The organism is Halorubrum depositum (assembly GCF_007671725.1).
Lineage (GTDB): Archaea > Halobacteriota > Halobacteria > Halobacteriales > Haloferacaceae > Halorubrum > Halorubrum depositum.
Map to the genome: position 1 here is coordinate 534991 of NZ_VCNM01000002.1, position 23198 is coordinate 558188.

Consider the following 23198-nt stretch of genomic DNA (forward strand, 5'->3'; position numbering starts at 1 on the left):
CGTTTCTCCATTCCAAGTGCGCTAAACCGACCGAGTCCGCTGCGGTCGAGATGTCAGCGGTTCCGTGCCGAGCCGCTCACCAGGTGTCGTGGAACGTGTCGAACTCGATCGAGTCGAGCGGCTTCTCGCCGATGGCGGCCTCGTATTCGCCGGGAGTCAGCATCGGCTTGTGGAACCGCGGGCCGTCGTCGGTGGTGATCCGGGGACAGCCGGTGTTGACGAACGCGTCCATGTCGAAGTTGCGGAGGCGGTCCGGGGTCACCTCGTCCATCGTGATCAGGTAGGCGTTCTCGTTGTTCTCGACGATCTCCTGGGCCGTCTCCCACCGGCCCTGACCGATCTTCGTACAGAAGATGACGCCCCACTTCTCGGCGCCCATCGCCTTGTGGACCGAGGCGTACCGCTGCTTGAGGAACTGGTCGTGTTCCGCGACCGAGACGGCGTTGTTGACGGGGTCGGCGATGACCACGCGCTTCTCCGGGTGCTCCATCGCGAGCCCGACGGGGTGGAACTTCCCGCCGCCGACGTACAGCACCTGGTCGGCGTCGATGTCGGCGGAGGCGTAGTTGCAGCCGAGCACCTGCCCCTCCTTCGTGAGGCGGTCGTCGCCGCGGCGGGTGTGGACCTCGTATCCCCGCTCCTCTAACCAGTCGGTCATCTCCTCGAACCGGTTCATGTGCTGGGCGGTGGTGACGAGCCCGACGTCGGGGTTCTCCTCGGGGTCGTCGAGCTCTTCATCGAGCGCGTCCTCCATGATCGGGAACGGGTCGACGTTCGAGAAGAGCGGGACGTAGACGATGCTGTCGGACTCCTTCATCGGCGTGTGGCCGAAGTGGACGAATACGTCCGTCCGGCGCATCAGGTACGTGTCGAGGTCGCAGGCGCCGTAGCAGGGCTGGCCGGACAGCATGAACGTGACGTCGTCGGGCGCCGCCTCGCGGAGGTCGTCGGCGACCTTCGGCCCGCGGCGCTTCAGTCCCTCGGGGAACTGGAGGCCGACCTTCGAGGCGTCGCGCTCCTCGATGGCCTCGACGATCCGGTCGAGCTCGTAGTCCCACTCGCGGTCGTGTTTCAGGGCCATCCCCGTCTTGGTGAGGTCGCCCTCCGTGGAGCCGCTCATGTCGACCGAATTGTGCGGCTGGACGGTTAAACCGCGCGTTCGACGGTCGCGAGCCGTCGCCGGGCGACGCCTGACGCCTTCGGCCCACTCCTCGCGCCCACGGACCGCCTGCCGCGGCCGACGGATACAACCCCCGAGCCGACGAACCGGGGAGACATGACCGAGATTCCGCTGGAGCACGTTCACGTCGCGCCCGATGACGACCCCGAGGACGCGCCCGCCGTCTTCGTGCTCCACGGCCGCGGCGCCGACGAGGAGGACCTCCTGCCCGTCGCGCGACACCTCCCCGACGAACTCCACGTGATCAGCCTCCGAGCCCCCGACCCGCTGCAGGGCGGGTACACGTGGTACGAGCTCGACCTCTCGGCCGGCGGCCTCGAGTCGAGCCAGCCGGACGCGGCCGACTTCCGGCGTAGCCTCGACCTGGTCGCCGAGAGCGTCGACGCCGCGACGGAGGCGTACGCGCTCGATCCCGACCGGATCGGGCTGCTCGGCTTCAGCCAAGGCGCGATCACGAGCCTCTCGCTCGCCTTAGAGGAGCCGGACCGCTACGCATGGGTCGTCGCGCTCCACGGCTACCTCGCGGACGCGCACTCGGACCTCGCACCGGAGGGTATCGAGGGGAAGCCCGTCTTCGTCGGCGCCGGGGCCGGCGACCGCGTGATCCCGGAGTCGCGCTCGGCCGCCGCCGCCGACCGCTTCGAGGAGATCGGCGCCGACGTCACCCGCGGCAGCTACCCGGGCGGCCACGGGATCGGGCAGGGAGAGCTGGCCGACGTCGTCGCCTTCGTCGAGTCGCGGGTGGCGTGAGGGCGGTCCGGGTCCGCGCCCCTGACCGCAGGCACACCGCAGGTTCGTCGCGCGGGACCCCGGGCTCCGGCAGGTTGAAACCCCTCCGCGCCAACTTCGATCTATGAGCGTCGAACAGGCCTCCATCGAGGACCTCGGTCGCGAGCTCGGCGAACAGATCGCCCGAACCCCCGAGTACGAGCGCTTCGAGGAGGCGCGCGAGGCGGTACAGCGCGACGAGGACGTGCAGGCGAAGATCGACGAGTTCGAACAGCTGCGCGCGGAGTTCATGCAGGCCCGCGAGACGGGACAGGCGACGAACTCCGGGCTCCAGAAGGTGCAGGCGGCCCAGGACGAGCTCCACTCGATGCCCGCGATGCGGGAGTTCCTCGACGCGCAAGACGATCTGAACGACACCCTCGAGTCGGTCAACGAGGCGATCTCGGAACCCCTCGCGGTCGACTTCGGCGGCGAGGCCGGCGGCTGCTGTCAGGACTGACGGCCGCCCCCGGAGCCTCTCTCGTCCCGCTCTTTATCACCGATAGCGCCGCAACCCGGCGCGTGATCGCAGTCGCCGGCGGCAAGGGCGGGAGCGGGAAGACGACCACGACCCTCGGGCTCGCGCGGGCGCTGTCGCGGCGGGGCGCGCCCGCGGTCGCGGCCGACGCCGACTGGGATCTCCCGAACCTCTCCCGACTGGCGTCGGAGACGGGCGACTCGGTCGCGGGCGGCGGATCCGCCGCGAGCCGCGGAGGGTCGCCCACGACCGTCGTCGAGGCAACCCGCGACCGCGGCTCGGTCTCCCCGGACCGCTCGTCGCCCGCGGTGCTCGCCGCGCCGGACGACCCCGATGCCGTCGATCCCGCCCCGGCGTTCGAGGCGCTCGGCGAGGCGGTACCCGGCGACGCCGCCACGCTCCTCGACTGCCCGGCCGGCGCCTCGCCGGACGCGGCGGCCCCGCTCCGCGCGGCCGATCGGTCGATTCTCGTGACGCCGCTCCGGCGGTCGGCCCTGCGCGACGCCGCGAAGACGGCCGCGGTCGCGCGGCGGCTGGACTGCCCGCCGCTGGGCGTCGTCGCCGTCCGCGCCTCGTCCGTACCGGATCCGGTCGCCGACCTACTGGGCTGCCCGGTGGTGGGGCGGATCCCCTCGCGACCGCCGGCGCCGCTCTCGGACCCGACCGTCCGGTCGGCGTACGACGACCTGGCGCGGCGGCTCGCGCACGGGTACGGAGCGGAGCATTGGCGCGTCGCGTGACCGTCGACCCCGCCTCCCGATCGCGGCCTGTCGGTCACCGACAGAGCCAAACCTCCGGAGCCGGCAGCGATCGTATGGAGCCGCTCCCGACCGGAATTTCGGTGCTGGACAGGGAGTTCGGCGGCGGAATCCCGAGCGGCAGCGTCGTCGCGCTGAAGGCCGACCCCGCCAGTCAGTCCGAGCTCATCCTCGACCGCTTCGCGCGGGTCCGGGAGTGCCGGTACCTGACGACGGTCCGCTCGGTCGACGCCGTGGAGGCGAACCTCACGCTCGCCGACGGGGAAGACGAGGACGACAGGACGGTCGTCCGAGACGCGGGCGGCGAGGACCCGTTTTCGGCGGCACTCGACGCGGCCGCGGAGCTCCCCGACGGCGGAACCGTCGTCGTCGACTCCGTCGAGCCGCTGGAGGCCCGCGATCGCGGGGAGTACGGCGCGTTCCTCGAGGACCTCCGGCGGCACGTCGACGACGTCGACGGGCTCGCGGTGCTGCACGCACTCAAGGGGGAGGGCCCCGACCGGAACCGAGTCGTCACCGAACAGGTCGCCGACGTCGTCTTCGACCTCCGTACGACGGTGACCGGGACCGAGATCGCGAACCGGCTCGTCGTGCCCAAGTTCCGCGGCGGCGCGGCGTTAGAGGAGCCGCTCAAGCTGAAACTCACCGACTCGGTCTCGGTCGACACGAGCCGGGACATCGCCTGATCGGAGATCCGCTGATCGATCGTCGCTCTCGGCGGCACCGGAGCTACAGCACTGCGGCCGCGACCACGACGACGACACCCGCGAGCAGCGCCGCGATCGCCCAGTTCCGCGGCTCGTCGAGCGAGCCGTACGGGCCGCCCTTCCGGGAGAAGAGGTAGACGGCGTACACCCCGAGCGGGGCGAGGGTCGGGACCGTCCCCACCTCGACGACGTTCGCAACGCCGGACAGGAGCGCGACCGCGACGGTCGTGGCGCCGGCGCTCGCCGCGACGATCAGGTCGTCCCGTGCGCGTTCGATCTCCATCTCAGTCGCCCTCCGCGTCTCTCTCCGCCGGTCGAACGCCGTTCATGTCTCTCCGTGGGTCGAGCGGCGTTCAAAAGGGATCGGTTCGTCGTCCGGTCGAGACGCCTCGGGTGAGGACTACTCCTCGTCGAGCTCGTCGACGATCTCGTCGGCGTCGACGTCGACGTCCTCGAGCGCGTCCTCGATGTCGCCCGCACCGGCGCCGCCCATGCCGCCCATCATGCCGCCGAGACCGCCCATGCCGCCGCCCTCGATGACCTCCTCGACCACGACGCGGTCGAGGTCGAGTCGGCCCATGAGGTCCTGCGCGATCTGCTGTTTCTGGAACATCCACTGCTGGTTCATCTGCATCGCCTGCGTGGCCGTCACGTAGAGGACGTCCTTCTCGACCTCCTCGGTCTCGACGACCTCCTCGCCGTCGTCGTCCTCGGTGACCGTCTCCTCCTCCTCGGTGACGGTCTCGATGCGGACCTCGGGCGCCTCCTGGAGGTACATCCCGAGCATGCCGGCGGCCTGCTGCTCGCGGTCGTCGATGAGCTCGAGGATCTCGTACTCGTACTCGAGGTCCTCGCCGGCCAGCGGGTGGTTGAAGTCGACGCGGGCGCGGCCGCCGATGATCGTCTCGAGGTAGCCCTGCTGGTTGTCGATCTGAACCTGCGCGCCGGGGTAGCGGCTGTCCTCGGGGATCTTGTCGGCCTTGACCGTCTCGACCTCGTCGGGGTCGTACGCGCCGAAGGCGTCCTCGGCGGGCACGTCGACGACGCCCTCGTCGCCGACCTCGGCGCCGACGAACGCCTCGTCGACGGCCGGGAACACGTGGCCGGCGCCGAGCGCGATGACGCGCGGCTCGAACTCGTGGTCCTCGGTGTCGATCTCGGCCTCCTCGGCGGTCTCCTCGTCGGTGGTGTCGATGACCCGGCCGTCGTCGGCCGTTCGGATCGTGTACGCGACCCGCACGAAGTCGCCGTCCGCCAGTCCGGCGCTCTCGGTCTCGGCTTCGGTCTCGGCCTCGTCGGCGTCCTCGGCCGCGTCCGCTTGCTCCTGATCGCTCATACCCTGAACGTCACCTGTTACACCCTTAAGGAGCACGGTTCGGCGCGGCGAGAGCGGCGACGCACCGGAATCAGCGTCCCGCGGCGCTTAAGAACGCGCCCGGCGGAATCCGGGTATGTTCGAGGTCGAGGTCAAGGTCCCGGCCGACGTCGACGCGGTCCGCGAGCGCCTGCGCGAGGTCGGCGCCGAGCGCGTCGACGCGCGTCGCCAGCGCGACGTCTACTACGACGCGCCGCACCGCGACTTCGCCGAGACGGACGAGGCGCTCCGGGTGCGCCGCGAGACGCCGCTCCCGGACGGGATCGGTTCGGCCGGCGCGGCGGAGGGTTCCGGCGGCTCGGGCGGCACGGGGGAGTCGAGTGAATCGTCGGCCGTCACCGAGACGACCAAGATCACGTATAAGGGACCGCTGCTCGACGAGGGGTCGAAGACCCGCGCGGAACACGAGACCGAGGTGGCCGACCCCGAGGCCGCGGCCGGCATCCTCTCCGGGCTCGGCTTCGAGCCGGCGGCGACCGTCGTGAAGCTCCGTGAGTTCTGGGCGTACGACGGATTCACGGTGACGCTGGACGCGGTCGACGGGCTCGGCGAATTCGTCGAGATCGAGCGCGCCGTCGACGACGAGGCCGCGATCGAGTCGGTCAGGAGCGAGGCGCTCGACGCGCTCGACCGGATCGGCCTCGACGGGGCGGAGCAGATCCGTACGTCGTACCTCGGGCTGTTGCTGGCGGACGAGGGTGCAGGCGACGACGAGTAGCCGGCCTCGATTCCGAACCGAACTCAGCGCTCGTCGCCGTCCGGCCGCTTCTTCGAGAGCGCGGTCCGATCGAACTCGCAGACGAGGACGTCGTCGCCCCCTTCGACCACTTTGAACGCCTCGACGTGCATCGTGACGACGCCGCGCTCCCCGTCGCTCGTCTCCCGCTTGTCGGTGACGGTCGACCGCGCGCGGATCGTGTCGCCGTGGAACACCGGGTTCGGATGTTCGACGTTATCGTACGAGAGGTTCGCGACGATGGTCCCGTCCGTCGTCTCCGGGATCGACACGCCGACCGCGAGCGACAGGGTGTACAACCCGTTCACGAGCCGCTCGCCGAACTGCGTCTCCGCGGCGAAGTCGGCGTCGAGGTGGAGCGGCTGCTGGTTCATCGTCATGTCGCAGAAGCGCTGGTTGTCGGCCTCGCTCACCGTCCGCCGCTTCGCATGTTCGATCGTCTCGCCGACCGCGAACTCCTCGTAGTAGCGTCCCGTCATGGCCCGACCGTCGCCCCCCCGCGTCAAATCGGTACCGCTCCGGACGCCGATCCGGCCCGCGGTCGGGACGTCCCGGACGCGGCCGTCCCCGATTTTTATGTCCGGCGACGGGGAGTCCCCGACATGGCCCGACGAAGCCTCCTGTTCTCCCCCGGCGACCGCCCGGAGCTCATGCGGAAGGCGCCGGCGACCGGCGCGGACGTGATCTGCTTCGACCTCGAGGACGCGGTCGCGCCCGGTCGGAAGGACGAGGCCCGCGCCGCCGTCCGCGGCGTGCTCGCCGACCCCGACTTCGACCCCGACGCCGAGGTGTGCGTCCGGCTCACGGTCGCGGACTCCGCCGCCGACCTCGACGCGCTGGTCGGGGAAGACGCGCGGGGCGCGTCCGCGGCCGACGACGGCGCGGAGCGCTCGCTCCGGCTCGACGCGGTCATGCTCCCGAAGGTCGAGGACGCCGACCGCGTTGCGGACGCGGCCGCGCTGTGCGCCGACCGGGGACTCGACCTCGCGGTGTTCGCGCTCGTCGAGACGGCGGGCGGCGTGCTCGCCGCCGAGGGGATCGCCGACGCGGCCGCGACGGAGGCCCTCGTCTTCGGCGCCGAGGACCTCGCGGCCGACCTGGGCGCGACGCGCACCGACGAGGGGACCGAAGTGCTGTACGCCCGCGAACACGCCGTCCTCGCGGCGAGCGCCGCCGACGTCGACGCGCTCGACACGGTGTACACCGACTACTCCGACGCCGAGGGGCTCCGCGAGGAGACGGCGTTCGCGCGCACGCTCGGCTACGACGGGAAGCTCGCGATCCACCCGTCGCAGGTCGACCCGATCAACGAGGCGTTCACGCCCGACCCGGACGAGATCGAGTGGGCGTCGCGGGTCCTCGACGCCCGCGACGAGGCCGACCGCGAGGGGCGCGGCGTCTTCGGCGTCGACGGCGAGATGATCGACGCCCCGCTGATCGCGCGGGCGGAGCGGATCGTCGAGCGGGCCGCGGCCGCCGGACTCGACCCGCGATAGCGACGGCCGCTCCCGCGCTGATCGTCCGTCACAATTAACCGGGGTCCCGCAGGACGTTCCACCATGTCCGATCAGGCGAACCCGTTCGAAAGTCTGCAGGAACAGGTCGACGACGCCGCGGCGCACCTCGACGCCCCGACGGGCGTTCTCACCCGGCTGAAGAATCCCGAGCGGCTGCTGGAGACGAACCTGACGTTCGAGCTCGACGACGGCTCGCTGGAGACGGTCCGCGCGTACCGGTCGCAGTTCAACGGCGACCGCGGGCCGTACAAGGGGGGAATCCGGTATCACCCGGGCGTCACCCGCGACGAGGTGAAGGCGCTGTCGGGCTGGATGGCGTACAAGTGCGCCGTCGTCGACGTGCCCTACGGCGGCGGGAAGGGCGGGATCGCGATCGACCCCGCCGACTACTCCGAGAGCGAGCTGGAGCGACTGACGCGCGCGTTCGCGACGGAGCTCCGGCCGCTCATCGGCGAGGACCGCGACATCCCGGCGCCGGACGTCAACACCGGCCAGCGGGAGATGAACTGGATCAAAGACACCTACGAGACGCTGGAGAACACGACCGCCCCCGGCGTCATCACCGGGAAGGCGCTCGACTCCGGCGGCAGCGAGGGGCGCGTCGAGGCGACCGGTCGCTCCGTCGCGCTCGCCGCGCGCGAGACGTTCGACTGGCTCGACCGCGACGTCGCGGACGCGACGGTCGCGGTGCAGGGGTACGGCAACGCCGGCTCGATCGCGGCCGCGCTCCTCGACGACCTCGGCGCCGACGTGGTGGCCGTCTCCGACTCGTCTGGCGGAATCCACGACCCCGCCGGGTTCGACCCGCGGGCGGTGAAAGACCACAAGGCCGAGACGGGCGCCGTCTCCGGTTACGGCGACGCCGCGTCAATAACGAACGAGGAGCTGTTGACGCTCGACGTCGACCTGCTCGTGCCTGCGGCGCTGGAGAACGCGATCGACGGCGACCTCGCCGCCGACGTCGCGGCCGACGTGATCGTCGAGGCCGCGAACGGACCGCTCACGCCCGACGCCGACGACGTCCTCGCCGGGAAGGACGTCCACGTCGTCCCCGACATCTTCGCCAACGCGGGGGGCGTCACCGTCTCGTACTTCGAGTGGGTCCAGAACCGACAGCGGTTCAGCTGGACGGAGTCGCGGGTCAACGAGGAGCTCGAACGCGTGATCACGGAGGCGTTCGACGGGATCGTCGAGGCGTACGAGGAGCGCGGCGTCCGCGACCTCCGCACCGCGGCCTACGTCGTCGCAATCGGCCGGATCGTGAACGCCTACGATCAGGCCGGCAGCTGGCCGTAACGGTTCGGTTTCCCGACTCTTCGACCCGCTCGGTCACTCCAGCCGCGCGTCCCGAATCTCGACGTGACCGCGGTCGCCCTCCCACACCGCGTCGTACTCGAACGCGATCCGGCGGTCCATATGCGGGCCGTCGACGACGTACGTCTCGAACTCGCCGCCCTCGCCGAGCGGGTGAACTCCGTACTCCTCGCGGAGGTCGAGCAGCTCCGCGAGCGCGTCGGCGTCGTACCGCCGTCCGAGCCACGACTCGTCGAGCCCGTAGGCCGCGACCTGCACGATCCGGATCTCGAAGCCGGCGTCGAACATCGCCTCCGCGAGCGCGACCGGGTCCTCGCCCCACAGCGGGGCGAAGAGGTCGATCTCGAGGCGATCGCACATCCCCCGAATGCGGCTGGTCTGGTACTCGCTCTCGACGGCGCCGGCGGTGACGCCCGCGAGGTCGACGTCGTCGCCCGCGGCGATCTCACGGAGCGCCGCCTCCATCGGTTCCAGCTCGGCGTCGCCCTGCGCGCCCGCGTCGTCGACGTCGTCCGCCCCGAAGTCGTCCGGCGACACCTCGACGAGGTCGATCCCGACGCTCTCGGCCGCGAGCCCGGCGAGCTCCGTCGCCGGCGTGTGATACATGTAGGAGTCGCCCGCGGGGTGGACGGTCAGGAGCCGCGAGACGTCGAGGTCCTCCTCCAGAGCGCGGTACAGCGCCCACGAGGAGTCCTTCCCACCCGAAAAGAGGCTCACCCAGTCGTCGGTCATTGGCGGGGGAACGCTCGGAACGCCTAAAGCGTCGGCGGTCCGGGGTGCCGAAAGGTCGGCGGTCCGGAGCGCGGTCGCTCGACGCGTGTAGCGTGCGTGAGAACGGCCGTCCGCCGGACGACCGAGAGCCGGATTCAGTCCGAGATGAACTCGTTGTCGCGCCAGTTGACGCCGCCGTCGCCGTCGCCGGCGCCCTGCGGGCTCTCGACGACCTCGATGCTCGCGGGGCGCGGCTCACCCTCGACGATCCGCGTCGCTTCGAGCTCGTCGTCCTCCTCCGTGATCGCGGTCAGCGTCCCCTTCTCAGAGAGCTGCGCCAGCTCCCGGAGCACGAGGAACATGGGGTACTGGAGCGCGGAGTTCTGGAGGACGGTCTCGCGGTCGCCCTTGAAGCAGGCGAACTCGACGAGCTCGGAGGGGATCTCCTCCTCCTCGTCGTCCATCCACTGCGGGCCGCCGGCGCGGGGCGGCTCCTCCTCCCAGACGCGCGTCTCCGTGACGGACGCCTTCAGCTGGGCGGTCGGGGTGTACTTGCTGATCGACTCGTCGTCGGACAGGGCCTTGATGATGAGGGTGTTGTTTCGACGCGTGATGTCGATGTCGTCGATCTCCGGCGGGAGGTCGGGGTCTTCTTCGAAGTACGTCTCCACGTCTTCGAGTGGCAGTTCGAGCGTCGAATGAAGTCTGAACACGCGGCCTGTCATTGTTGGTTGGGTGAGATGGGTCGAGACGGTCGGCACGGCGGCAGCGGCAACGGCTCCTCCTACCCGCACCTAGGCACCGTAGGTTTATATGGCCTACCCTTCGATCGTTCAGGATCGGGCCTCGCTGCGGCCGACGGGGAACGGGCGGCTCACTCGGCGCCGAGCTCGGCGGCCAGCTCGCCGCGCTCCTCCAGCTCCGCGAGCACGTCGCTGCCGCCGATGAACTCGCCGTCGACGAACGTCTGCGGGATCGTCTCCCACCCGCTCTCGGCCTCCAGCGCCTCGCGGTAGTGAGGCAGCGCGGGCAGCACGTCGACGGTCTCGAACTCCTCGACGTGCTGGCCGATGAGCTCGACCGCGCGCTTCGAGTAGCCGCACTGGGGCATCAGCCGGTTCCCCTTCATGAACAGGACCACGTCGTTCTCGGCGATCGTCTCCTGGACGCGCGCTTCGATCTCGTCGGGGTCCGCCTCGGACTCGGGCTGGAACGTCATGGGCGTCGGTACGCGCCGCCGCGGCAAATGGGTTCCGCACGGGAGCGAGGCGTTCCGCGAGACGACGCTCCGGCGACCCCGTCCGCGTCGCGGTCGCTTACTCGTCGCGGTCGACGCGGACGACGTCCACGAGCGAGTACACCGGAACGCCGTCGATCTCGTCGTACCCTCGCTTGTCGACGAGCACGACGCAGGCGACGGGCTCGCCGCCCTGATCGCGGATCGCGTTGATCGACTCCCGCATCGTCGTCCCCGAGGTGATGATGTCGTCCACGACGTAGCAGTCGCGGTCGCGGATCCCGGCGAAGTTCCGGGAGAAGCCGCCGCCCTGCTCGTCGATGTCGCCCTCCTCCCACTGGTGTTTCGCGGGGGCGTACGTGCCGAGGTCGGTGTCGAGGCGGCTCGCGACCGCGGTCGCGAGCGGCGCGCCGGCCTTCTCGATCCCCACCGTCAGGTCGACCTCGTCGCCCTCCTTCGCGAGGAGGTCGGCCATCGCGCTCGCGGCGTACCGGAGCCGCGTCGAGTCGCGCCCCAGCGCCGACCAGTCGACGTGGATGTCGGCCGTCGTCCCGGCGGCCGCAGGCTCGGCCGCGGCGTTGCCTCCGCCGCCGCGTTCGACGAGCCAGCTCGCGGTCTCTCTGGAGACGTTCAGCTCGTCGGCGATCTCTCCCTTCGAGAGACCGTGGTCCGCGAGCTCGGCCGCGCTGTCTATCAGGTCGTCAACGTTCTTCATATGACCCGAATTCGACCGCCGTTTTAATAGTCGTGTCGTCATCCGCGAACGCGGCCTCGAACTCGTCGAGCCCGTAGACGCCGGTGACCAGATCGTCGAGGAACCCGTCGGAGAACCGCGACAGCGAGGCGACGGCGGCCTCGAAGTGCTCGTAGCCGGAGTTGACGCTCCCGACGAGCGCCTTGTTGTGGAGGACGAACTCGCGGTGGAGCCGTCCGCCGTCGATCTCGAACTCCCAGTCGCCCGGCACGCCCAGTAGCGCGCCCACCCCGTTGGGCGCGAGCGCCTCGATGGTCTCGAAGGCGTGGGGCGCGTAGCCGGTCGCCTCGAAGACGAAGTCCATCGGCTCGTGCGCCTCCGGCACCGACGGCACGGGCGTATCGTTGGAGTTGACGTACGTCGCGCCGAGCGACTCGATGATATCGATCGTCGGATCCGGTCGCTCGCGGCGACCCAGACAGTAGAGCCGGTCGAAGTCGGCGTCGAGCGCCGCCACCGTGAGCAGCCCGAGCGAGCCGTTGCCCAGGATCAGCGCGGACTCCGGCTCCCAGTGGAACGCCGACCGGCTGGCGTACGCGTGCTCGATCGCCTTCTCCGCGATCGAGATCGGCTCGACGAGGAACCCCCACTCGGCGAGCGCGGGCGGAATCTCGACGAGGAACTCCGCGGGGCTGGTGAAGTACTCGGCCATGAACCCGTGCGCGCCGACGATGCCGCGCTCGTGGTAGCGGCCCTCCGGTGCCATGTCGGGCTCGCCGCGCGCGAAGTACTCGTTCGCACCGTTGGGCGGGCGTCGCACCGTCGGCACGACCACGTCACCGGCCTCGAACGGCGTGTCGTTCGGGTCCTCGACCACGCCGACCGCCTCGTGACCCAACACGAGGTGGTCCTCGCCCTCGGGCGCGCCCCCGTGCCCGCCGGCGATCACCTCGTGGTCCGTCCCGTCCACGCCGACCCGGAGGGTCCGGACGAGCGCCTCGCCGGGCGCCGGCTCCGGTCGCGGCTTCTCCGTCACGACCGGTTCGTCGGCCCCCTCGTACACGGCTATCGCGTTCATACGCGAACCGACGTGGTCAGCCACCAAAAGATTTCTTTTATTGTGAGTAAAGAATGTCACCTATCTGACCGCGGGTTTTTCCTCGCCGTCGCTCGGAGGGTGGGTCGTGTGTACTCTCGCCCTCGCGTGGCGCGCGTTCGCCGACGCGCCGATCGCGCTCGCGGCCAACCGCGACGAGGCCCTCGACAGGCCGTCCGAACCGCCGACTGTGCGAGACCCCGCCGGCGACGACGGCGTCAGGTACGTCGCCCCGCGCGACGCCGAGGCCGGCGGGACGTGGATCGGGTTCTCGGAGTCCGGCGTCGCCGTCGCGGTCACCAACCGCTGGCTCGACGCCGACCGCGACGGGGACCGTTCTAGGGGGCTCCTCGTGCGGGACTGCCTGGAGACCGACTCCGCCGAGACCGCGGTCCGCGCGGTCGAGCGCGAGCTCGAAAAACGGTCGTACGACGGATTCAACCTCGTGATCGCGGACGACGCCGCCGCGTTCCTCCTCTCGTACGACGGCGGGCTCGCGGTCACGCGGCTCGACCCCGGCGTCCACGTCGTCGGCAACGTCGGCGGCGTCGTCAACGGCGTCGAGCGGTTCGCGGTGCCGGAGCGCCGCCGAGAGTTCGCCGAGGAGCGCGCAGACAGCGCCCGTCGGGTCGCGGCCGAACTGGTCCCCGAACCCGGGGAGACGGGCGAGGCGTGGCTCGACCGCGCGAGTTACGTCCTCGCCGACCACGAGTACGGCGCCTGCCTCCACGGTGACGGGTTCGGGACTCGGTCGTTCACCCGGGTTCGGACGAGCGACGACCCGACCGAGTCGCCCGAGTTCGCCTACGCCGACGGTCCCCCCTGCGAGACGCCCGCGGAGCCGGTGTCGCTGCCGACGGGGTTCGGACGGGGGCGAACGGACGGGAAGGGCGGCGACGCCCGGTGAGCCCGTCGCGTCCGGAGGAGCCGCGACGGGACGGAAAGCCAGTTTTAAGCGAGTCGCGGGCGCGTGTTGGAGCATGAGCGTGTCCGAACTCGAGGCCGAGCTGTCGGAGGACGAGCGCGCCGGCCTCGAACTCATCCGCGAGACCGGTGGTATCCACCAGAGCGACTTCTGGAAGGAACTCGACGTCTCCTCGCGCAAGGGGAGCCGCATCGCGGAGGCGTTAGAGGAGTCGGGCCTCATCCAGCGGGCCGACACCGTCTACGACGGACACAACACGTTCTACCTGGAGCCCGCGCCCCGCGACCTGGACTTCTCACTGCTGATGGCCGGCGACATGCTGTCGCCGTTCATCGGCGAGGAGGAGGTAGACGCGCAGGCGGACGCCTTCTCGCAGTGGATGATGAACCTCGCGTACGAGGAGTACTGAGTCGCCGCGTCGGCGTCGAATCGAAACCGGAGCCGTCCGCTTTCCCTCCCGAACTCCTCTGTGCTCCCCCTCAGCCGAGCAGGAACGCGAACAGCGCGACGCCGGCCGCGAGCGTCAAGAAGAGGACGCTCCGGCCGATCCCCGTGCGGATCTCGACGTCGACGCCGAGTCCCGCGACGGCCGCCCGCGGCTGCATCGCGGTTCGCTTGACACCGGCGACAAGCCGCATCACGGCGCGGTCGACCGCGGCCCACAGCTCCGTGACGCCCCAGATCGACGCCCGGCCGAGGTAGAACGCGGCCGGGTAGGTCACCGCGTCGACGTCGTGCATCCGGTGGGCGAGCCAGCCGAGCGGTCGCTTCAGCGCGAAGAAACCGACGAACCCGGCGACGAGCAGCGCCGCGCTCTCCGTCAGGTGGCTCGTGCTGTACGGGTGGAGCTCGGGCGCGACCGCCGCCGTGAACGGCATCAGCTCCACGAGGTAGCCGTAGGTGAGCGGCGTGCCGAAGAAGACGCAGGCCCCGCCGGCAAGGAGCATTCCGGCGGTCTGGAACGGCGTGGCGTCCTTCGGCGACAGCGTCGCCGAGCCGTGGAAGAACACGTAGTAGCCGAGCTTGATGAACGACATGAACGTCCCCACGCCGCCGAGGATCAGCAGCCACCAGAGGAGCCCCTCGCCGAAGAGCAGCTCGAAGTTGTGGACCTCGTGTGCGGAGTCGATCACCATCCCCTTCGAGATGAACCCGTTGAACCCGGGGACGGCGGTAATCGAGGCCGCGCCGACGACGTAGACGAGGAACGTGACCGGCATCTCCCGCCAGAGCCCGCCCATGTCCCGGATGTCCTCGACGCCGGTGCGGTAGATCACCACGCCGACGGCCATGAACAGGAGGCTCTTGTACAGCACGTTGTTGAACAGGTGGGCGAAGCCGCCGGTGACGGCGAACTCGCCGACGTACGTCGCGAGCCCGAACCCGGCCAGCATGTAGCCGAGCTGCGCCTGGATGTGGTACGAGAGGAGCCGGCGCGGGTCGTACTGCAGCAGCGCGAAGAACGCGCCGTAGACGGCCATGAACCCGCCGAGGTACGCCAGCCACATGCCGCCCTCGGGGAAGGTCCGGTACATCACGTACGCCGCGGTCTTCGTCGTGAACACGGAGAGGAACACCGACGCCGCCACGTGCGGGCGGGGGTAGGTGTCCGGCAGCCACGTGTGCAGGAAGATGAACCCGCAGTTGACGCCGACGCCGATCGCCGCGAGCAGCGTCGCGCTGGCGTGGATCCCGGTCGTTGACGAGAACAGGAAGATTTCGGCGGCCGGCACGCTGCCGAGCATCGACGCGCCGTGGACGACGACGGCACCGAGGAAGAACGTCCCCCCGATCCCGTGGAACAGCGCGTAGCGGTAGCCGGCCCGCACCGCCGCGCCGCCGTACTGCCACACCAGCAGCGTGCTGGTGACGGCCATCAGCTCCCAGAAGAAGATCAGCGTGAGCCAGTCGCCGGCGTAGATCGTCCCGAGCGTCGAGGAGACGTACACCAGCGCGAACGCCGTCACCCACTTCGGCGCCTCGGTGCCGTACGCGTACAGCACCGCCGCCGTCGCGAGGAAGCCGACGACGACCCCCATCAGCAGCGAGAACTGGTCGACGTTGAACAGGACCACGTCGAAGCCGAACAGCTGTGTCGCGAGGTAGGTGCCCGTGCCGCCGTCGCCGAGCAGCACAGCCTGCGCGAAGACGAACGCGGTCGCCAGCGCGGCCGCCGCGTGACCGGCGCGCCGCGGGAGGCCGAGCACGAGGAACGCCGCCGCCGCGAGCACGACGTACGGCGGAAGCGAGGTGAGGGCCGCGTTCATGGGCGCATCGCCTCCTCTGGGAGCCGCGTGTCGACGATGAGCTCGATCAGCTCCAGGAAGCCCATCTCGTATGGAATCACGCCGAGCAGCACCGCGAGGCTCATCGCGGTGAGGATCGGCCCGAGCGTGAACCACGTCGACTCGCGCCCGCGGAGGACGTCGAGTCCACGGATGTGCCGCCAGCCGCCCGCGGGCGGCCCGCCGGCGTGGCCGTGGTCGTCGTGGTCTCCGTGGTCGTCGGTGTCGTCGCTATCCCCGTGGGCATCCGCGATTCCGGATTCGGTTCCGACATCGTCATCGGCATCGTCGCCGGTTTCGGTGCGCTCCACCGCGTCGTCGTCGCCGCGTCCGACCCCGAAGGGCACGTCGGCGTCGGAGGGTCGCGAGTCGACCGCGTAGTCGCCGGTGTCGACGCGCTCGGCCGGCTCTGAGAAGTCGCGCTCGCTCGTGTTGAAGTCCGGACGAACGACGCCCTCCTCGTCGGTCGGGAGGTCATCGAGCTCCGCGTCGGGGATGTCGGAGTCGGCGCGGGCGTCGGCGTCGCCGGGTTCCGAGTGTCCCTCGCTGCCCTCCGCACGCTCGACGACGTCGTCGACGTCGGCGCTCTCGTCGGCGTCGTCCTCAGGGTGACCCCCATCTGTCGCCGGCAGCGTCGACCGCGACTCGCCGCCCATCCGGAAGTCGACGAGCGGCTTCGCGTCGTGGTCGTCCTCAGCCTCGAAGAAGGCGGTGTAGATCACCGGCCAGAAGTACGCGATGTTGAGCACGCCCGAGAGCAGCAGCGCGCCGGCGAGGTAGTAGGCGATCGGGGTCAGCCGGGCGCCCATCCGGATCCCGCCGATCAGCATGTAGTACTTGCTGACGAAGCCGGCCAGAAGCGGGATCCCCGCCATCCCGAGCGAGGCGACCGTGAACGCGCCCATCGTCAGGGGCATCCGCTTGCCGATCCCCGCCATCTCGGAGATGTAGTCGGTGTGCGTCGACACGTGGAGATTCCCCGCGCAGAAGAACAGGGTGAGCTTCATGAACGCGTGCGCCGGGATGTGCAACAGCGCGCCGACGAGCCCGTACCAGCCGAAGAGGCCGAGCCCGAGGATGATGTAGCTCAGCTGGCTCACCGTCGAGTAGGCGAGCCGCTGTTTCAGGTGGTCCTTCCGCAGCGCGATGATCGAGGCCGCCGTCAGCGTGATCGCCCCGATTGTCGAGAGCACGAGGCCGGCCGAGAAGCCGAACGGGAGCGAGAGGTTAAACACGAGCTCCGGGCCGAACACGTCGAGGACGACGCGAGAGACCCCGAACGCGCCGGACTTGACGACCGCGACCGCGTGGAGGAGCCCGGAGACGGGCGTCGGCGCGACCATCGCCTCGGGGAGCCACTGGTGGAGCGGCATGATGCCGGCCTTCACCCCGAACCCGATCGCCAGCAGGAAGAAGGCGAGCATCGCGAGCCCGGGGTCGGCGTTCGCCAGCTCCTGAATCCCGCCGGCGGTGAAGGAGACGTTGCCGGCGATCAGGTAGACGAGGGCGGTCCCGGCGAGCACGAGCACGCCGCCGCCGAACATCGTGTACGCGAGGTACTTCCGGCCGGCCGAGCGCGCCTCCGGCGTCTCGTCGTGGGCGACGAGCGGGTACGTCGCGATCGAGAGGATCTCGTAGAAGACGAAGATCGTCACGAGGTTGCCCGCGAACGCGATCCCCATCGTCGCCGACAGCGACACCGCGAACGCGGCGAAGTACCGCGTCTGGTTCGTCTCGTCGTTTCCGCGCATGTAGCCGATGCTGTAAAACGAGGTGACGATCCACAGCCCGCTGGCGAGGAACGCGAACAGCATGCCGAGCGCGTCGGCGCGCAGCGCGAACTCGATCCCGGGGAGGAACGCCCCGAGCGACCACTCGAAGACGGCGCCCTCGAGGACGGCCGGGAGCATCGAGGCGACGATCCCGAACTTCGCGACCGCCGCGGCGATCGTCCACCCCTCGCGGACGTTCGGCGAGCGGTGCGACGCGACGATGAGGAACGCCGCGACGAACGAGACGAGGACGGCCAGCAGCGGACGTGGGTCTGAAATGAAAGCGTCTGTCATGCGAACACCTCCGTGAGGAACGGACCGAACCACTCGGCCAGCGCGAAGCCGGCGAAGCCGAGCGAGACCGTGACGAGCGTCGTGACGAGGAGCACCGCCAGCGACGCCGGCGGGACTCGGTCGGGCACCAGCGAGGGCCGCGGCGCGCCCTCGACGGGCGCGACGGGGGTCCCACCGGCCGACGTCTCGTCGTCACCCGATTCGGCCCCGCCGTCGGCGGCGACGCCGGCGGCGTCGTCACCGTGACCGCCGGGCCGATCGTCGCCGTGACCGGTCGCCGCCTCGTCGCCGTGGCCGCCCGGGAGCCCGACACCGGCGAAGTAGAACCGCTCGATCAGCCGCGCGACGTACGACAGCGTGAACAGGGTGCTGACGAAGATCACGGCGGCGATCCCGATCCCGGCCGGCCCGGCGCCGGCCATGCTGGACTCGACGGCGCCGACGCCGATGTACCACTTCCCGAGGAAGCCGACCGACGGCGGGATCCCGACCAGCCCGAGGCCGAGGACGGCGATCGCTCCGGCCGTGAACGGCGCCTCGCGCGCGGCGCTCGCGGCGTCCTCGATCCGCCGGACGCCGTAGCCGAGCGCGAGGGTGCCGACGCCGAGGAACAGCCCGAACTTGAGCAGGCCGTGACCGATCAGGTGGACGATCCCGCCGAGCAGCGCGGTCTCGTTCGCCAACGCGATCGCGGCCCCGATCATCCCGAACTGCGCGACCGAGGAGTAGGCGAACATGCGCTTGAGGTCCGACTGCATCGCGGCGAGCACCGAGCCGGCGAGGATCGACGCGCCGGAGACGACGAGCATCGCCGTCGTGATAGCGTCGTTCGCGGCGAGGAAGTCGACGGTGAATACGGTGTACGTCACCCGGATCAGCGCGTACGCGCTCGTCGTCGACACGAGCGCCGCCACGACCGCCGTGACGGCGTCCGGCGCGCGCTGGTAGGCGTCGGGCTGCCAGGTGTGGACCGGGAACAGGGCTATCTTCAGCGCGAGCCCGGCGACGATCAGCGCGTAGCTCGCCTGAATCAGCGGGTCGCCGTACCCCGCCTGCGCGAGGATCTGCTCGCGCATATCGACCATGTTCAGCGTCCCGGTCGCGAGGAAGGCGTAGCCCACGCCGACGAGGTATAGCGAGGCGCCGACCGTCCCGACGACGAGGTACTTCAGCGAGGCGTACGCGCTCGCGCCCGAGCGGTCGGCCGCGATGAGCGCGTACGTCGTGATCCCGACGATCTCGAGGAAGACGAACATGTTGAACAGGTCGCCGGTGAGCGCCATCCCCGAGAGCCCGCCGACCAGGAGGAGATAGGCGCTGTAGAAGGGGTTCCCGCGCGGGCCCGCCACCCGCGAAAAGACGAGCGTCGCGAGCGAGACGACCGCGATCAGCGCGAGCACCGCGGCCGACAGCGGGTCGGCCACGAGCTCGATCCCGATCGGCGGCTGGTAGGTGCCGACCGCGTGGTCGAACTGGCCGCCGATCGCGACTTCGGCGGCGATCGCGGCCGCGATACCGACAACCGTGGTGGTCGCGACCGCCGCGATCGGCCAGCCGACGTCGTCGAACCACAGGCCGAGCGCGATCGGCAGGGTGGCCGCCACGATCGGAACCGCGATCGCCAGCGGGAGGAGCACGTCAGTCATCGGTCGCACCCCCGTCGGTCGCGGAGTCGTCTCCATCCGTCGTCGGGCCGGCGGGGAGCGACCCCTCGTCCCGCATCAGCTCGCGGAGCGTGTCGGTGCGGAGCGTCCCGTACTCGTCGTAGATCCGGATGCAGAGCGCGAGCCCCACGGCCGTGAGGCTCACGCCGACGACGATGGCGGTGAGCACGATCACGTGCGGGAGCGGACTGACGAACGTCTCCGTCGCCGCCTCGCCGGAGTGAAGGATCGGGATCGCGCCGCCCTCGACGTACGCCGAGGCGATGAACAGCAGGAATATCGCCGTCTGGAACAGGTTGAGGCCGATGATCTTCTTCACGAGGTTGGGGTTGGCTATCATCATGTAGAGTCCGACGCAGAGCAGCAGCGCGAACGTGAGGTAGGCGTGACGCGTCGTGAATATCTCGAACGCGCCCGCGGACGCGACGGCTGCGTCGACGCCGGTTGACGCGACGGCGGGTCCCGCGGCCGCGAGGGTGGACCCCGCGCTCGTGACGGCGAGCACGAGCCCCGTCATCGCTCACCTCCGTCGGCGGCCGCGGCGCGGTCCGGCTCCGGCGCGTCGGGCCGGTCGGCGTCTTCGTCGGCGTCGTCCTCGACGGAGCCGGTGTCGCCGAACCCGCTCCCGTCCGAGTCGAACCCGTTCGCGAGCAGGAAGAACAGTCCCATGAGCACGCCGCTCACGATGGCCGCGATGCCGAATATCTCGACGCTCTCTAACCCGTACTTCACCGGTATCGGCAGCAGGTCGTACTGGAGGAACGCGCCGCCGCGAGCGACCGGGATCAGCCCGATGCCCGCGAACGCCAGCGCGCCGCCGACCGCGAGCGCGACGACGACGGTGTTGGCGAGCCAGTCGCGGGTCGCCTCGATCCCGAACGCGAACGCGATCATGAACACGACGGCGGCCATGATCGCACCGCCCTGGAACCCGCCGCCGGGCGATCCGGCGCCGTGGAAGGTGATGAACAGCCCGTAGGTGAACGCGAACGGCGCCACGATCTTCACCGTCGGCATGATCACCTGGCTCTCCGTGTACGGCGTTCCCTGGCGCTGCTCGGAGTCGAGCCGTCCGGACCGGGGGACGGCTCGGTGGGGCGGCACGTCGTCCGCGTCGCCCTCGTCGACTCCTCCCGCGGTGCCGTCTACCCCCGTCTCGTCGGGGTCGTCGACGGCGCCGCGGGCGGTCTCGTCCTCGGGGCGAGCGTCGCTCATGCGAACACCTCCCGATGGAGGACGATGAGCGCCGCGATCCCGCCGGCGAAGACGACGACCGCCTCGCCGAAGGTGTCGAATCCACGGAACGCCGCCAACACCGCCATCACCGTGTTCTCGACGCCGGTCTGTGTGTACGACTCGCGGAGGTACCACTGGCTCACCTCCGGGTTCGACCAGACAGGCGCGTCCGGCGAACCGACCGCCGGCACGTCGCCCATCGTGAGCAGGAGCCCGCCGAACAGCAGCCCGACCGCGCCGACGGCCGGGAGATTCACCGACTCGAAGGCGACGTCGTGGTCGATCCGGGTCGTCTTCGCGAGGGTCAACAGGAGCAGGACGGTGGTCACGCCGGCGGAGATCGCCGCCTCCGTCAGCGCGACGTCCGGCGCGCGGTAGAACGTGTACAGCGCGGCCATCCCGAGGCTGTACGCGCCGAAGACGATGACCGCCGCGAGCACGTCGCGCGCCAGCGCCGTCGCCAGCGCGGTCAACACGACGAACGCGAGCAGACTCCCCTCCACGGCGGTGATCTGGGCGACGACGGGCGCGGCGAGCGTGGTCCCCGTCATCGCCGATCATCCCCCTCGGTCCACGGGACGATCCCCTCTTCGAAGGCGGCCCGGGCGATCGCGTGGGCGGCCGTCGGATTCGTCACGAAGATGAAGAACAGCAGCAGCACCGTCTTGAAACCGGCGCCCTCCCAGCCGACCGTCAGCGCCACGGCGGCGAGGCCGAACCCGGCGCCGAGCGTGTCCGCCTGCGAGGCGGTGTGCGCCCGGGAGTACACGTCGGGCAGTCGGAGCACGCCGACCATCGAGACGAAGCTAAAGAACAGTCCGAGCAGGGTGAACGCGACGATCAGCGCGACGCGGACCGTCCCGAGCGCTCCGAGCGTCTCGATCACAGCACACCACCCCGCTCGACCGTGAACTTCGAGATGGCGATCGCCATCAGGAAGTTCAACAGCGCGTACACCAAGGCGATGTCGAGGAAAGTCGGCTCCGACAGTGCCGCGGCTAGGATCGCGAGGATGACGACGGTGTTCGTCCCGAGGACGTTCACCGCCAGCACCCGGTCCTGCATCGTCGGGCCCTTCACGGCCCGGTATAACATCCCGATCGCGAGCACGGCGAACCCGGCGGCCGCGAGGAGCAGGAAGTCGCCGACCGTGTAGCCGGCGGCGACCGTGGCGTCGACGAGCGTCACGCGTCGGTCACCCCCTCCTCGGCGGCGGGCTCGCCGTCTCTAGCCGTTTCCGACTCCGCACCGCCGTCGGCCGCCCCGCCGTCCGTGGCGGCGATGGGGAGCTCCTCGGTCGCGTCTGGGCCCTGCAGGATCGCGTAGTCTTCTCGCTCGCGCGGGGTCGGCAGGCGAGCCGCAGAGCGCCCGTAGTAGACGAAGCGCGTCCACCGCTCCAGCGAGCCGTCGAACAGTCCCTCGCGGGCCCACGGGAGCAGCGAGTGGACGTACAGGTCGCTGTCGCGGGCGCGGACCGTCAGCGTCCCGGGCGTCAGCGTGATCGAGTTCGCGAGCGTCATCAGCGGGAGCCCGCTGCCGACGATCACGCGGACGCGGTTCAGCGTCGGATCGATCGGGAGCCGCGGGTCCAAGATCACGCGGGCGACCACGAGGTTCGCCACGAGGATCTCGTACAGCAGGACGGGAATGTAGATCGCGCCGCGGACCAGCCGCATGGGCGTCCGCGGGATCGCCGGGTCGGCGTCGAAGCTGATCCGCGAGAGCGTGATCGAGACGATCGCGGCGGTCGCGACGCCCGTCGCCCAGTCGAACCAGTAGAGGGGGTCGCCGAGCACGAAGTAGAACGCGAGCGAGAGCCCGAACATCGCCGCGAACCGCACGCCCGTCGCCTCGCTCCGGAGCCGCTCCGGCCGGGTCGGTCGCCCCACCGGCGCTGTGCGGACGGTCAGCGCGGTGTTCGAGAGCGCGAACTCCAGCGGCTGGAGCAGCGTCGTGTTGCCGACCGGCGTGTACTCGGGGTCGAGCACCACGGTGTCGGCGCCGTGCTCCTCGGCGTACTCGGCGAGCACCCCGACGTAGTCGTCCGGGCCGAACAGGTACTCGTCGTCGCCGATCAGCGCCGAGGCGACCGCCACGTCGTCGCCGGCGTCGCCGTCGGCGTCGTCGAGGTCCGCCTCCGCCCACGCGACAACCCGCTCGAGGACGCGTTGAGCCTCTTCGGTGCGGTCGTCGGAGCCCGGGTCGCCGTCGCGCCACGAGGCGATCTCCACGAAGTGGATCGCGGAGAACTCGCCCTCGACCGCGGCCTCGACGACGTGCGCGACCGTCGCTCGGAGGGTCGGCGACGGCTCGACGGGGACGACGACCGTCGATCGCGGCTCCGAGCCGGCGTCGTCCGTGACGGCCCCGTCGGCGTCGTCGGCGTCAGTCACCCACCACACCTCCGGCGGGTTCGGGATCCACCGTCTCTGTGCACATGGGTATCTCTAT

27 protein-coding genes are annotated in these 23198 nt (G+C 70.4%); 9 read left to right on the forward strand and 18 right to left on the reverse strand.

Annotated elements, in window-relative coordinates; genetic code table 11:
- Positions 1-76: 76 nt before the first annotated feature.
- On the reverse strand, positions 77-1120 hold the full coding sequence (gene dph2, locus FGM06_RS10120; protein ID WP_144799132.1) for a diphthamide biosynthesis enzyme Dph2: 1044 nt from the start codon (positions 1118-1120) through the stop codon (positions 77-79).
- Between the two features lie 156 nt (positions 1121-1276).
- Here dph2 and FGM06_RS10125 point away from each other — a divergent pair, with 156 nt between their 5' ends.
- From FGM06_RS10125 to FGM06_RS10140, 4 genes are all read left to right on the forward strand, one after another.
- Positions 1277-1930 carry an alpha/beta hydrolase gene (locus FGM06_RS10125; protein WP_144799133.1) on the forward strand — a complete coding sequence of 218 codons (654 nt, stop codon included), beginning with the start codon at positions 1277-1279 and terminating at the stop codon, positions 1928-1930.
- Positions 1931-2033: 103 nt separating this feature from the next.
- Complete coding sequence (locus FGM06_RS10130; RefSeq protein ID WP_144799134.1) at positions 2034-2408, forward strand: YlbF family regulator; 375 nt, start codon at positions 2034-2036, stop codon at positions 2406-2408.
- Positions 2409-2470: 62 nt separating this feature from the next.
- The gene (locus FGM06_RS10135; protein ID WP_144799135.1) at positions 2471-3166 is read left to right on the forward strand and encodes a MinD/ParA family ATP-binding protein; all 696 of its coding nucleotides are present in this window, start codon (positions 2471-2473) and stop codon (positions 3164-3166) included.
- Between the two features lie 74 nt (positions 3167-3240).
- Positions 3241-3870 (forward strand): RAD55 family ATPase, encoded by a 630-nt coding sequence (locus FGM06_RS10140; protein WP_144799136.1) that lies wholly within the window; start codon positions 3241-3243, stop codon positions 3868-3870.
- 43 nt (positions 3871-3913) lie between these two features.
- On the opposite strand, the gene FGM06_RS10145 is transcribed toward FGM06_RS10140, so the two are convergent.
- Both FGM06_RS10145 and FGM06_RS10150 read right to left on the reverse strand, forming a co-directional pair.
- On the reverse strand, positions 3914-4174 hold the full coding sequence (locus FGM06_RS10145; RefSeq protein ID WP_144799137.1) for a hypothetical protein: 261 nt from the start codon (positions 4172-4174) through the stop codon (positions 3914-3916).
- A gap of 117 nt (positions 4175-4291) precedes the next feature.
- Positions 4292-5227 carry an FKBP-type peptidyl-prolyl cis-trans isomerase gene (locus tag FGM06_RS10150; protein ID WP_144799138.1) on the reverse strand — a complete coding sequence of 312 codons (936 nt, stop codon included), beginning with the start codon at positions 5225-5227 and terminating at the stop codon, positions 4292-4294.
- A gap of 115 nt (positions 5228-5342) precedes the next feature.
- On the opposite strand from FGM06_RS10150, the gene cyaB reads away from it, so the two are divergent.
- Entirely contained in the window at positions 5343-5984 is a 642-nt protein-coding gene (cyaB, locus tag FGM06_RS10155) for a class IV adenylate cyclase (RefSeq protein ID WP_144799139.1), read from the forward strand.
- Positions 5985-6007: 23 nt separating this feature from the next.
- Here the strand turns inward: cyaB and FGM06_RS10160 are convergent, their stop codons facing one another.
- On the reverse strand, positions 6008-6481 hold the full coding sequence (locus FGM06_RS10160; RefSeq protein ID WP_144799140.1) for a MaoC family dehydratase: 474 nt from the start codon (positions 6479-6481) through the stop codon (positions 6008-6010).
- 123 nt (positions 6482-6604) lie between these two features.
- Between FGM06_RS10160 and FGM06_RS10165 the strand changes: the two genes are divergently transcribed.
- Together FGM06_RS10165 and FGM06_RS10170 are read left to right on the forward strand one after the other, a co-directional pair.
- Positions 6605-7498: an HpcH/HpaI aldolase/citrate lyase family protein gene (locus tag FGM06_RS10165; protein WP_144799141.1), complete on the forward strand. Its 894-nt coding sequence runs from the start codon at positions 6605-6607 to the stop codon at positions 7496-7498.
- A 63-nt stretch (positions 7499-7561) separates the two neighbouring features.
- On the forward strand, positions 7562-8815 hold the full coding sequence (locus tag FGM06_RS10170) for a Glu/Leu/Phe/Val family dehydrogenase (protein WP_144799142.1): 1254 nt from the start codon (positions 7562-7564) through the stop codon (positions 8813-8815).
- Between the two features lie 33 nt (positions 8816-8848).
- Here FGM06_RS10170 and FGM06_RS10175 read toward each other — a convergent pair whose 3' ends face one another.
- From FGM06_RS10175 to FGM06_RS10195, 5 genes are all read right to left on the reverse strand, one after another.
- A complete protein-coding gene (locus FGM06_RS10175; RefSeq protein ID WP_144799143.1) occupies positions 8849-9565 on the reverse strand; it encodes a diphthine--ammonia ligase in 717 nt (238 codons plus the stop codon).
- 134 nt (positions 9566-9699) lie between these two features.
- Entirely contained in the window at positions 9700-10269 is a 570-nt protein-coding gene (locus FGM06_RS10180) for a DUF7110 family protein (protein ID WP_123114670.1), read from the reverse strand.
- Between the two features lie 149 nt (positions 10270-10418).
- Positions 10419-10763, reverse strand: coding sequence for a glutaredoxin family protein (locus FGM06_RS10185; RefSeq protein WP_144799144.1), 345 nt, complete (start codon positions 10761-10763; stop codon positions 10419-10421).
- Positions 10764-10860: 97 nt separating this feature from the next.
- Entirely contained in the window at positions 10861-11496 is a 636-nt protein-coding gene (gene gfcR, locus FGM06_RS10190; RefSeq protein WP_144799145.1) for a transcriptional regulator GfcR, read from the reverse strand.
- Positions 11483-12553: a glucose 1-dehydrogenase gene (locus FGM06_RS10195; protein ID WP_144799146.1), complete on the reverse strand. Its 1071-nt coding sequence runs from the start codon at positions 12551-12553 to the stop codon at positions 11483-11485. The genes gfcR and FGM06_RS10195 overlap by 14 nt, the downstream gene beginning before the upstream one ends.
- Before the next feature lie 106 nt (positions 12554-12659).
- On the opposite strand from FGM06_RS10195, the gene FGM06_RS10200 reads away from it, so the two are divergent.
- Together FGM06_RS10200 and FGM06_RS10205 are read left to right on the forward strand one after the other, a co-directional pair.
- Positions 12660-13478, forward strand: a complete 819-nt coding sequence (locus FGM06_RS10200) for an NRDE family protein (protein ID WP_144799147.1) — start codon at positions 12660-12662, stop codon at positions 13476-13478.
- 73 nt (positions 13479-13551) lie between these two features.
- Positions 13552-13905, forward strand: a complete 354-nt coding sequence (locus FGM06_RS10205; RefSeq protein WP_144799148.1) for a helix-turn-helix transcriptional regulator — start codon at positions 13552-13554, stop codon at positions 13903-13905.
- Between the two features lie 70 nt (positions 13906-13975).
- On the opposite strand, the gene FGM06_RS10210 is transcribed toward FGM06_RS10205, so the two are convergent.
- The 9 genes from FGM06_RS10210 to FGM06_RS10250 are packed head-to-tail and all read right to left on the reverse strand — an operon-like array spanning position 13976 to position 23149.
- Positions 13976-15763: a Na(+)/H(+) antiporter subunit D gene (locus FGM06_RS10210; protein ID WP_144799149.1), complete on the reverse strand. Its 1788-nt coding sequence runs from the start codon at positions 15761-15763 to the stop codon at positions 13976-13978.
- Positions 15760-17847, reverse strand: coding sequence for a cation:proton antiporter (locus FGM06_RS10215; protein ID WP_144799150.1), 2088 nt, complete (start codon positions 17845-17847; stop codon positions 15760-15762). The genes FGM06_RS10210 and FGM06_RS10215 overlap by 4 nt, the downstream gene beginning before the upstream one ends.
- Positions 17844-19493, reverse strand: coding sequence for a proton-conducting transporter transmembrane domain-containing protein (locus FGM06_RS10220; protein WP_144799151.1), 1650 nt, complete (start codon positions 19491-19493; stop codon positions 17844-17846). Before FGM06_RS10220 ends, FGM06_RS10215 begins: the two co-directional genes overlap by 4 nt.
- Complete coding sequence (locus tag FGM06_RS10225) at positions 19486-20028, reverse strand: cation:proton antiporter subunit C (protein ID WP_144799152.1); 543 nt, start codon at positions 20026-20028, stop codon at positions 19486-19488. Before FGM06_RS10225 ends, FGM06_RS10220 begins: the two co-directional genes overlap by 8 nt.
- Positions 20025-20726, reverse strand: a complete 702-nt coding sequence (locus FGM06_RS10230; RefSeq protein ID WP_144799153.1) for an MnhB domain-containing protein — start codon at positions 20724-20726, stop codon at positions 20025-20027. Before FGM06_RS10230 ends, FGM06_RS10225 begins: the two co-directional genes overlap by 4 nt.
- Entirely contained in the window at positions 20723-21298 is a 576-nt protein-coding gene (locus FGM06_RS10235) for a DUF4040 domain-containing protein (protein ID WP_144799154.1), read from the reverse strand. The genes FGM06_RS10230 and FGM06_RS10235 overlap by 4 nt, the downstream gene beginning before the upstream one ends.
- A complete protein-coding gene (gene mnhG, locus FGM06_RS10240; RefSeq protein WP_206668684.1) occupies positions 21295-21630 on the reverse strand; it encodes a monovalent cation/H(+) antiporter subunit G in 336 nt (111 codons plus the stop codon). The genes FGM06_RS10235 and mnhG overlap by 4 nt, the downstream gene beginning before the upstream one ends.
- Entirely contained in the window at positions 21630-21935 is a 306-nt protein-coding gene (locus FGM06_RS10245) for a cation:proton antiporter (RefSeq protein WP_144799155.1), read from the reverse strand. The genes mnhG and FGM06_RS10245 overlap by 1 nt, the downstream gene beginning before the upstream one ends.
- Positions 21932-23149: a monovalent cation/H+ antiporter subunit E gene (locus FGM06_RS10250; RefSeq protein ID WP_186311004.1), complete on the reverse strand. Its 1218-nt coding sequence runs from the start codon at positions 23147-23149 to the stop codon at positions 21932-21934. The genes FGM06_RS10245 and FGM06_RS10250 overlap by 4 nt, the downstream gene beginning before the upstream one ends.
- Positions 23150-23198: the final 49 nt, after the last annotated feature.